We start from the raw sequence: 9,781 nt of genomic DNA, 5'->3' as shown, positions 1-9,781 counted from the left end.
GACTCCCGCCGCCGCGCCCTCTAGCCGCGCGGGATCGAGCCGCAATCGGTCGAGCAATGCGCCCGACAGGCCATTGGCGGCCCGCCAACCACCGACGGTTTCAACCGAGCAAGAGCGACCGCGCCGAGCCACGCCATCCCCCCTCGGGGGTCGTCGCGCTTCACGCTACCCGCCGAAGAAAACGCGCCAGATCATGCGGAGGAACCCGCCGGTCGTTTCGATCTGGGGCGGGTAGCCGGGGTCGATGCTCCCCTCACCGCGGCACGTCACGCACTGGCGGGGCGGCGCGTCGGCCGCACCCGGCATCACCCGCGACCCGCCGCACGTCGGGCAGGCGAACGGGAGCCACCCCCGCGGCCCGACCTCGTAGTCGTAGTAGTTCGACCCGCCGCACAGCTTGCACTCGGGGTTCGCCCGGCACGGGCACCGCACGCGCTCGACCGCCATCCCTCGTCGCCTCCGCTCACTTCGCCATCGAATCGGGCAACTGCCACACGACGCCCGTACCGTCCGTGCTGCTCGTCACCGCGCGGGTTCCGTCCGGAGAAAGGGCCACGGAGCGGATGAGGTTGGTGTGGTCCGCGACGCGGCCGACCAACCGGCCCGGCGCCACCTCCCAGGTGTACAGCCCGCGGTCGGCCGACCCACCGAGGACGAACCGCCCGTTCCGGGTGAACGCCACGCCGTCGACGTACTTCTCGGCCCCGGCCAGCGCCCGCGTCTCGCCCGTGTCGAGGTTCCACAGCGTCACGCCGGTGGTGGTACCGAACGCGGCCCACTTGCCGTCCGGCGACACGGCGAGCCGCCACGGGATGACGTCGGACGTCGTCGAGCGGAGCTGCGCCTTCGTCGCGACGTCGAACAGGCGCACCGAGCGGTCGGTGCAACCGACGACGAACCGCGCCCCGTCGGGGGCGACCGCGAGCCCGCGGCAGTCGGCCCTGGTGTCGACCCGGGCCGGCTCGTCGTCGGAGCCGGCGGCCCACGCCCGCACCGTCCGGTCGTTGGCGGTGGCGAACACCCGGTCCCCGGCGGCGGCCACGGCGGTGAAGTGCGTCACCTTGTCCGCGGTGAGGGTGCGGACCGACTTCCCGGCCTTCGGGCTCCACACCCGGACCGCGGGGTCGCTGCCGGAGCACGACGCGACGAGGTCGCCGGGCAGCGCGGCCAGCCCGCGGGTCCCGGTCGCCGGCTCGGGGGTCCGGACGCGGCCGACCTCGGCCCCGGTCGAAGCGTTCCACACAACGACGTCCCGCGACACCGACGCGGCCCCGACGACACTCGCCCCGTCGGAAGAGAACGCCACGTCTTCCGGGAGCCCGAGCGCCCGCGTCAGTACGGCGACCGGCCGCGGGAGGTCCGGGGCGGGCGGGGCCGCGGCGGCCGCCGCGGGGAGCCGCCACACGGCCGCCTCGCCACGGGCCCCGACCACCGCGACCCGCCGCCCGTCGTGCGCCGGGGCCACGCCGAGCCCCGGCCCGGCGAGCTTGGCCTCGGTCGCGAGCGGGCGGCCGGTGGCCGCGTCCCACACGGTGACCGCCCAGTCCAACCCGGTCGAAACGAGGTGCCGCCCGTCGCGGGTGAACGCGGTCGAGACGGTCCGGCCCTTCAGCCCGGTGAGCAGCCGGCACGTGTTGGCCTCGACGTCCCACACGCCCACGCCGTCGCCGGTCCCGAACGCGACCAGCCGCCCGTCGCGGGACAGCGCCACGTGGGCGACCGAGGCGTCCGGGGCCATCCGCCGCACCTCCCTGCCGGACTCGACGTCGAACACCCAGATCGCCACGGGCGTCAGCTTGGCGAGTTCGTCGGGCCGCGCGGCGTTGCGCCGCAGGTCCCAGGTCGCGGCCACCGCCCGGCGGCCGTCGCGGGTGACGGCCAACCCGAACACGCCGAGCGGGGCGGGTGGGTACTGCTTGAGCACCGTTTCGGTGTCCGCGTCCCACAGCGAGATGCTGCCGTCGGCCCCCGCGGCGAGGAACCGGCGGCCGTCGGGCAGGGCGGCCACGGCCGTTACCGGGGCCGCCGCGTGGTAGGTGTGGAGGCACGCGCCGGTGTCGAGGTCCCAGAGCTTGAGCGCCCGGTCGTGCCCCGCGGACAGCACCCGGCGGCCGCCGGGCAGCAGCGCCAGGTCGCGGACCTTGTCGGCGTGCGCCTCGATCCTCCGGACCGGCGCGCCGGTGGCCCCGTCCCACACGCGAACCGTCCCGTCGCCCCCGGCGGTGACGAGGAACCGGTCGCCGGGGGTGAACACCGCGGCCTCGACGTTGTCCTTCCCCCCGTCGAGGCGGACCAGCGGCGCGAGCGCGTTCGGGTCGTCGGGCGGCTTCTTGGGCGGGTCGGGCGGGGGCGGGTCGGGCCGCGCGACCGGCGGGTCGGGTTGCGGGTCCGGGGGCGTCGGCCCCGCGACCTGCGGCCCCGCGGCGTCGGGCCGCGTGAGGTGCGCCACCAGCACGCCGCACACGCCCCCGAAGGCGACGGCGGCGAGGGCGAAGGCGACGCGGCGGGGCCCCCGGGTCTTCTTGCGGGCCGGGACCGGGGTGCGCCGGGTGGGGAACAGGCCGGTGCTCTGGCTGAGGGCGGCCGCCACGATCGGCGGGAGCCGCACGGTCGCCGCCCCGTCCGCGTCGGTCACCGTGCCGACGTACGGGAGCAGTTCGGTCACCACCTCGCCGACCGTCTGGTAGCGGTCGGCCGGGGCCTTGGCCATCATCCGCTCGATCACCGCGGACACCGCCGGGGGCACCTCCGGGCGCACGACGTGGGCCGGTGCCACGGGCCGCACCTGGTGCGCGAGGAGCTTCGCGGTCGTGGTCCCGTCGAACGGCGGGCGGCCGGTGAGGAGGTGGTAGAACGTGGCCCCGAGCGAGTAGATGTCGGCCCGGTGGTCGGCCGCGGCGCTGTCGGTGAGTTGCTCGGGGGCGACGTAGTCGGCGGTGCCCATCACCGACCCGGCGTCGAGGTCGCGGGTGATCCGGTCCCGCTCGTCCTCGAAGAACCGGGCCAGCCCCATGTCGAGGATCTTCACCACCCCGTCGCGGTCCACCAGGATGTTCCCGGGCTTGATGTCGCGGTGCGCGAGCCCCTTGTCGTGCGCGTGCTTGAGCCCGGCGGCGGCCTGGACGACGTACGCGCACGCGAGCCCGACCGGGAGCGGCCCGCCGGCCGCGAGCCGGTCGGCCAGGGACCGGCCCTCGATGTACTCCAGCACCAGGTAGTGGGTGCCCCGGTGGCACCCGACGTCGTGGGCGCGGACGATGTTCGGGTGGTCGAGGGCGGCGACCGCGCGGGCCTCGCGGTAGAACCGCTCGACCATCGCCTTGTCGGTGGCGAGCCGCAGCGGGAGCACCTTCACGGCGACCCGCCGCCGCATGTGCGCGTGCTCGGCGAGGAACACCTGGCCCATGCCGCCGGAGCCGATCTGGTCGAGGATCCGGTACGGCCCGAGGCGGAACCCGCGGCACTTGCCGAGCAGGATCGCCTTGCCCTGGAACGCGGTGAGGACGCCGCCGGCGACGAGCTGGTCGACGAGGGCGGCCGGGGCGGTGTCGGCGGGTACGAGCGCAGTTTGGTTGAGGAAGGCGGTCAGCGCGCCGTCGTCGGCGAGTTCGCTCTTCCGGATGAGGTCCAGAACGGCTTCGCCGGTGCGAGGCGGTTCGGGCATGTGGGGCACCTGGTCGCGGACCGGTCGGGGTGACGGGAGAGGGCCGGCCCGATGATCCGATTTTACGCCCCCGCCCCCGCGGAAGCGAGCGAATGTGGCGATTCCGACCTCACTGGTACAGCTTGAAGTACCGGAACGCCTTCGGGTACTCGGCCCGCGGCCGTAACGCGAGGGCGACCTCCTGACCCCCGAGCGCCGACTCGGTGACGACGACGCGGTCCTCGGCCCCCTTGGCCCGCTCGAACTCGTCGTCGGTGACGCGGCACACGGTCTTGTAGAACGGCCCCGCGAGCCACTCGGCGGTTTCGGGCGCGTCCCGGAACGCGAGGTACGCGGCGAGCGAGGCGTGCGCCGCGGCCACGACCGCGAACCCGGTCGGCACCGACTCGCGGACGAGGATGTACATGCGGAGCTTCTTCGGTGCGGGAGGCGAGACGGCTGACGGGTCCATTACTCCTCCTCGGCGTCCTCACTCGCGACGGCTTGGGCCGGAAACAGCCCGGCCATCGGAACGGAGAACCCGGGCAGCACGGTCCCGCCGTCGAGCACGTCCGCCTCGGTGACCAACCGCGGTGCGGTGCCGACGGCCGTGTAGGCATAAAGCTGCCGGACCCGCGGGAACACGAGCCACACCAGTTCCGCCCCGGCCCGGAGGTACTCGTGCGCCTTGGCGATCAAGTCTTCCGCGTCGTCCGTTGGGCTGGCCACTTCAACCATCAGGTTGGGAACGACATCGACGGGGTTTCCCCGGTACGGTAGCGGGAGGGTGGCGGGCCACCTCTCGAACGAGATGAACGCCACGTCCGGGGCGCGGTTGCGGCTGGCGTCCTCTGGGAGCGGGAGTCGGAACAGGAGATCGTTCCGCGATCGCCCCCGACCGGAGGAGCGGGCGTAGATGGTCAGCTCATCACGGATGAGGTTGGCGGTCTCCCCGGAGAACGCACTCATGGGCGGGGTCTCCTGAACCTGCCCGTTCACGACCTCGTAGCGGTCGGGCAACCGCTGCTCCGGCGTCTGCTCGATCACGGTGGACATGCGGCACCTCCGGCTTGAGTTTACTTCGCCCCGGTCCCGGCGATCAACCCCTCGGTCGGGCTGCTGGCGTTGGCGTAGAGCTTCTTCGGGATGCGGCCGGCGAGGTACGCGAGGCGGCCGGCCTCGGTGGCGTACCGCATCGCCCAGGCCATCCGCACCGGGTCCTTGGCGCTGGCGATCGCGGTGTTCAGCAGCACGCCGTCGCACCCCAGCTCCATCGCCACCGACACGTCGCTCGCCGTGCCCACGCCCGCGTCGACGATCACCGGGTAGTCCGGGTCGCCGTCCTTGAGGTACTCCAGGCAGATGCGGATGTTGTTCGGGTTCAGGATGCCCTGGCCGCTGCCGATCGGGCTCCCGGCCGGCATCACGCTCGCCGCGCCCGCCTCCTTCAGCCGCTTCGCCAGCACCGGGTCGTCGCTCGTGTACACGAGCACCGTGAACCCCTCCTTTACGAGTTGCTCGGTCGCCTTGAGCGTGTCCACCGGGTCGGGGAGGAGCGTCTTCTTGTCGGCGAGGCACTCCAGCTTCACCCAGCTCGCGCCGGGGTTCTCCAGGTTCAGCAGCAGTTCGCGGGCGAGCCGCGCGTGGCGGACCGCGTCGTCGGCCGAGAAGCACCCGGCGGTGTTCGGCAGGATCGTGAGCTTCTTCAGGTCGAGGAAATCGAGCAGGCTCTTGCCGTCTTTGTCAAATAGCCGCTCGCGGCGCACGGCGACCGTCGTCACGTCGCACCCGCTCGCCTCCATGCTCTGCCGCATCAGGTCGTGGGTCGCGTACTTCCCGGTGCCGGTGAACAGCCTTGAAGTGAACGTGAACGCGCCGACCCGGAGCAAGGAGTCGGGGGGCGGGAGTCCGGAGTCCGGAGTCACCGGTCTTGCTGACTCCTGATTCCTGACTCCCGACTCCTGGCCGGAGCCGCCCCCCACGAGCGTGACGATCTCCACGGCGTCGCCGTCGGCGAGGCGGCACCGCGGGTGCTCGGCCCGCGGGACCACGGTGCGGTTCACCTCGACGGCCAGCTTCTTGGGGTCCTTGCCCAGGTGCGCGAGGAGGTCGGCGACGGTGACGGGGTCGGGGAGCGTCTTCGGTTCGGCGTTGACGGTGATGTTCGGCATGGGTGTCGGTTCCGGGAGCGGTGCTGTGCCAGGGAGCTCGAAATTCGAAGCGCGGAGCCCGGAACAAATACGCGACCCGTGTGCTCCGTTTCGAGTTTCGGATTTCGTGCTTCGAATTTACGGTCCGGCCGCGGTGCGGGGCGGCCCTCTACCAGACTAATGTACAGCCTCCGTCGCGGGCGCAGTGGCTTCCTTCCCCGGTCGGCACCTGGTACAACAGTGGGGACGCCGGACCCCACCTCACCACACGGGACGCACGCCCGATGAGCGCCGCCGACCCGACGGCCGCCTTTTTCGCCAACCTCCGGGCCAGCGGCCTGCTGCGGCAGGAGCAGCTCCAGGAGCTGTGGGCGTGGGTCGCCGCCGCCCGGCCGGACGTCCAGGGCCTGGCCAAAGAGGTGAGCGGCCGCGGGTGGCTCACGGCGTTCCAGCTCAAGGAGATCTTCAAGGGCCGGGGCCGCGAACTGACCCTCGACCGGTACAGCCTCCAGGACCTGCTCGGCGAGGGCGGCATGGGCCGCGTGTACAAGGCCCACGACACCCGCATGGGCCGCGACGTCGCCATCAAGATCATCCGCAAGGACAAGCTCACCCACCCGGCCGCGGCCGCCCGGTTCAAGCAGGAGATCGAGGCCCTCGGGCAGATGAAGCACCCGAACGTGGTGCAGGTGTACGACGCCGACCTGACCGGCACCACCCACTACTACGTGATGGAGCTGATCGACGGGAAGGACCTGACCAAGCTCGTAACCGAGCGCGGCCCGCTCCCCGTCACCGAGGCGTGCGAGTACATCCGCCAGGCCGCGCTCGGGCTCCAGCACGCCTTCGAGAAGGGGCTCGTCCACCGCGACATCAAGCCGTCGAACATCATCGTCGCCGGCGGCGGCACCGTGGTGAAGGTCGTGGACCTCGGCCTCGCCCGGCTCATGGACAACGAACTCGCCGCGGGCGGCCCGGACGACGGGCACCGGATCACCCAGGAAGGGTTCGTGATCGGCACCCCGGACTTCCTCGCCCCGGAGCAGGCCCGCAACCCGATGGCCGTGGACATCCGGGCCGACATCTACGCCCTCGGCGGCACCCTCTACTACATCCTCACCGGGAGGGTGCCCTACGAGGGCGCGAACCCGACCGAGAAGCTCCTCAAGCACTGCACCGACCCGCCCCCGAGCCTGTCGCTCCAGCGGATGGACGCGCCGCCCCAGGTCGAGCAGATCATCCACTGGTGCATGGCCAAGGCGATGGACGCCCGGCCGCAGTTCCCGCTCCAGCTCGCCCAGGCGCTCCAGCCGCTGTGCCCGGTGGCCACGGGCACGTTCCCGAACGTGCCGCGGCACTCGGGGGTCGTCGGCATGGGGGGTACGGGGCGGCACGCCGCGGCGCAACCGTACCCCGCCCCGCCGGCCGGGTACGGCCCGCCCCCGGGCTACCCCCCGTACGCGCCCCCCGGCTACCCGCCCCAGCCGCCGGGCTACCCGCCGCAGGCCCCGCCCCCCGGGTACGGCCCGCCCGCCGCGCCGCCCCCGGGGTACCCGCCGCCCCCGGAGCCGGACTCGCAGCGGAGCAGCCAGATCTTCAAGCTCCCGGCGCAGGCCACCACCGACGACCCGATCCGCCGCCGGGCCGAGTCCGGGTTCCCGTGGGGGCTGGTGCTCCTCGGGCTCGGGATCGTGTTCGTCGTCGGGCTCCTCGGGTGGGCCGTGTACGCCCAGTTCCTGCGGCCGACCGAGACGGCCCCGGACACGTTCACCAACACCGTCGGGCTGAAGCTCCTGAAGCTCGACGGGGGCACGTTCAAGATGGGGTCGCCCGACGGCGAGCCGGGCCGCCGCGCCGACGAGGGGCCGGTCCACGACGTGACCCTCAAGCACTCGTTCCTGATCTCCACCACCGAGGTCACCCACAGCCAGTTCCTCAAGGTGATGGGGTCGAGCCCGGCGAAGTCGTCGGCCAAGGCCAGCAAGGCCCAGAACCTCCCGGTCGAGTACGTCACCTGGGACGAGGCCAACGACTTCTGCAAGAAGCTCACCGAGGCCGAGAAGGGGACGCCGCACGCCCGCAAGGGGTGGGCGTACCGGCTGCCGACCGAGGCCGAGTGGGAGTACGCGTGCCGCGCCGGGAGCGAGAAGCCGTTCGCGTTCGGCCCGCTGGTCATCTACCAGAAGCAGGCGCTGTTCCGGCCCGGCGAGAAGGAGGAACTCGGCACCGGCGGCGAGGCCGGGAAGCCCCCGCTGCTGCCCCAGGAGGTCGGCAAGACCGACCCCAACGGGTTCGGGCTGTACGACGCCCACGGCAACGTCGCCGAGTGGTGCTCCGACTGGTACAAGCCGTCGTCCTACGCCGACGGGGCGAACACCGACCCGACCGGCCCGTCCGACGGCGACAAGCGGGTGGTCCGCGGCGGGTCGTACAAGGACGACCCGAAGAACTGCCGCTCGGCGTCGCGGCTCGGGGTCCGCCCCGCCGACCGCCGCGAGGACGTGGGGTTCCGCGTCGTGTTCGCCCCCGTCCCGAAGTGACCGGGGCGCTCAACTTGTGAAATGCGACCGCCCCCGGACAAGTGTCCGGGGGCGGTCGCGTTTCGTGAATCCGGGACCGGGCTCAGCGCTGGTAGATCGGCAGGATGCCCTTTTCGAGTTGCAGGATCGTGAGGTTGATCGCGGTCGTGTAGACCGGGCCGATGAACCCGCTGGTCCACGCCCCGCTCGACTTGTCCTGCTGCTCGACGAGGTACGGGTACATCGCGTCCTTGTACTTCGACCACGTCAGCCACGTGGACTTGTCCTCGGTGGGGAACATGCCGCCGTACCGGTCGTCGCCGAGGACGTAGACGAACTGCGCGAAGTAGTAGCTCTGGTACTCGTCGTGCGCGATCCGGCCCTTGGCGTACGGGATCTTGTCCTTGCAGAACTTGACCCACTTCTTGGCGTACTCGCCCTTGTACTGGCCGGCGCTGAACGAGCACGCGACGGCGGCCGCGGTGATCGGCGGCCGCTCGGACCCGTTGACCGCCTGCCCGTTGGCGTAGCTGTAGATGAGCCCGCCGTTGGGCGTGGTGCACACTTCCAGGAACGCCATGGCCTTGTCCATGACCTCCTTGGACACCGCGATCCCGGAGTTGCGGGCCGCCCGGAGCGCCTGGAGCTGGGTCACGGTGATCGACCCCTCGTCGCCCCCGCCGTTCTCCTGGGCGCTGGTGTACCCCCACCCGCCGATGTCGATCGTCTTGCCGCCCGCGGCCGAGTGCTTCCGGTTGATCTGCGCCTTCCCGGTGAACTCCACGGCCTTCTTGACCGCCTTCTCGAGCTTCTGCTGCTGCTCCTTGTCCTCGGCCTCGCCGTACGCGCAGGCGAGGAACATGGTGCCGAACCCGTGCCCGTGCATGTAGCTGCCGAAGTCGCTGCCCTGGTTGAACCCGAGCAGGCCGTTGGGCTGCTGGCTCTTGGTGAGGAACCAGTCGACCGCCTTGGCGATCTGCTCGGAGTACTTCCCCTCCTTGAGGTTGCTCCCCTCCATGAGCATCGCCATACCGGCCAGGGCGGTCATCGCCACCGGGTACGCGCCGTTGTTGCCGGTCCACTTCCCGTCGGCCGCCTGCGACCGCTTGAGGTACTCGAGCGCCTTGTCGACGCAGTCCTCGGTCTTCTTCTTCAGCTCTTCCGGCTTGTCGTCGGCCGCGAGGCCCGCCCCGTGGACGCCGAGCCCGGCCCCGAGCGCGCCGAGGGCCCCGGCCGCGGCCGGGAGGAACCGGCGGCGCGACAACCGGCTGGCGGGGAAGAACTGGTCGGCGGTCATGCGATCTCTCCTGTGACTCGGCCGCGTGCGCAACAGCGGAGATACCACAGAGACGAGCGACCGGACCGGTCCTCACCGGCCCGGTCGGAATTTTTCGGAGGAGGGGCCGGGCGAGAGGGCGAGTGAGAGGTATCGGCGGGCGAACGCTGAGCGCCAGCGAGGGGGGTGGACC

At 72.0% G+C, this 9,781-nt stretch carries 7 protein-coding genes; 1 reads left to right on the top strand and 6 read right to left on the bottom strand.

The annotated features are described in order from the left end of the window. Window positions 1-165: 165 nt before the first annotated feature. The 5 genes from ACTIGN_RS13555 to thiS form a co-directional block, all read right to left on the bottom strand. A complete protein-coding gene (locus tag ACTIGN_RS13555) occupies window positions 166-447 on the bottom strand; it encodes a hypothetical protein (RefSeq protein WP_439624634.1) in 282 nt (93 codons plus the stop codon). A gap of 16 nt (window positions 448-463) precedes the next feature. Beyond that, on the bottom strand, window positions 464-3,664 hold the full coding sequence (locus ACTIGN_RS13550; protein ID WP_439624632.1) for a WD40 repeat domain-containing serine/threonine protein kinase: 3,201 nt from the start codon (window positions 3,662-3,664) through the stop codon (window positions 464-466). A 109-nt stretch (window positions 3,665-3,773) separates the two neighbouring features. Continuing rightward, the gene (locus ACTIGN_RS13545) at window positions 3,774-4,115 is read right to left on the bottom strand and encodes a hypothetical protein (protein WP_439624631.1); all 342 of its coding nucleotides are present in this window, start codon (window positions 4,113-4,115) and stop codon (window positions 3,774-3,776) included. Beyond that, complete coding sequence (locus tag ACTIGN_RS13540; protein ID WP_439624629.1) at window positions 4,115-4,699, bottom strand: Uma2 family endonuclease; 585 nt, start codon at window positions 4,697-4,699, stop codon at window positions 4,115-4,117. The genes ACTIGN_RS13545 and ACTIGN_RS13540 overlap by 1 nt, the downstream gene beginning before the upstream one ends. Before the next feature lie 20 nt (window positions 4,700-4,719). Next, window positions 4,720-5,814: a sulfur carrier protein ThiS gene (thiS, locus tag ACTIGN_RS13535; protein ID WP_439624627.1), complete on the bottom strand. Its 1,095-nt coding sequence runs from the start codon at window positions 5,812-5,814 to the stop codon at window positions 4,720-4,722. A 263-nt stretch (window positions 5,815-6,077) separates the two neighbouring features. Here thiS and ACTIGN_RS13530 point away from each other — a divergent pair, with 263 nt between their 5' ends. Continuing rightward, on the top strand, window positions 6,078-8,333 hold the full coding sequence (locus tag ACTIGN_RS13530; RefSeq protein WP_439624625.1) for a bifunctional serine/threonine-protein kinase/formylglycine-generating enzyme family protein: 2,256 nt from the start codon (window positions 6,078-6,080) through the stop codon (window positions 8,331-8,333). A gap of 82 nt (window positions 8,334-8,415) precedes the next feature. Here ACTIGN_RS13530 and ACTIGN_RS13525 read toward each other — a convergent pair whose 3' ends face one another. Then, the gene (locus ACTIGN_RS13525) at window positions 8,416-9,609 is read right to left on the bottom strand and encodes a prenyltransferase/squalene oxidase repeat-containing protein (protein WP_439624623.1); all 1,194 of its coding nucleotides are present in this window, start codon (window positions 9,607-9,609) and stop codon (window positions 8,416-8,418) included. Window positions 9,610-9,781 lie beyond the last annotated feature (172 nt).

It is taken from the genome of Gemmata sp. (genome assembly GCF_051859125.1).
In the GTDB taxonomy this organism is placed as follows: Bacteria; Planctomycetota; Planctomycetia; order Gemmatales; family Gemmataceae; genus Gemmata.
This window is presented reverse-complemented; position numbering and strand designations above follow the sequence as displayed.

What these genes read in the sequence shown, in the direction of transcription:
- ACTIGN_RS13555 (WP_439624634.1), bottom strand. Translation starts at nt 447, where the DNA reads ATGGCGGTCGAGCGCGTGCGGTGCCCGTGCCGGGCGAACCCCGAGTGC.
- ACTIGN_RS13550 (WP_439624632.1), bottom strand. Translation starts at nt 3,664, where the DNA reads ATGCCCGAACCGCCTCGCACCGGCGAAGCCGTTCTGGACCTCATCCGG.
- ACTIGN_RS13545 (WP_439624631.1), bottom strand. Translation starts at nt 4,115, where the DNA reads ATGGACCCGTCAGCCGTCTCGCCTCCCGCACCGAAGAAGCTCCGCATG.
- ACTIGN_RS13540 (WP_439624629.1), bottom strand. Translation starts at nt 4,699, where the DNA reads ATGTCCACCGTGATCGAGCAGACGCCGGAGCAGCGGTTGCCCGACCGC.
- thiS (WP_439624627.1), bottom strand. Translation starts at nt 5,814, where the DNA reads ATGCCGAACATCACCGTCAACGCCGAACCGAAGACGCTCCCCGACCCC.
- ACTIGN_RS13530 (WP_439624625.1), top strand. Translation starts at nt 6,078, where the DNA reads ATGAGCGCCGCCGACCCGACGGCCGCCTTTTTCGCCAACCTCCGGGCC.
- ACTIGN_RS13525 (WP_439624623.1), bottom strand. Translation starts at nt 9,609, where the DNA reads ATGACCGCCGACCAGTTCTTCCCCGCCAGCCGGTTGTCGCGCCGCCGG.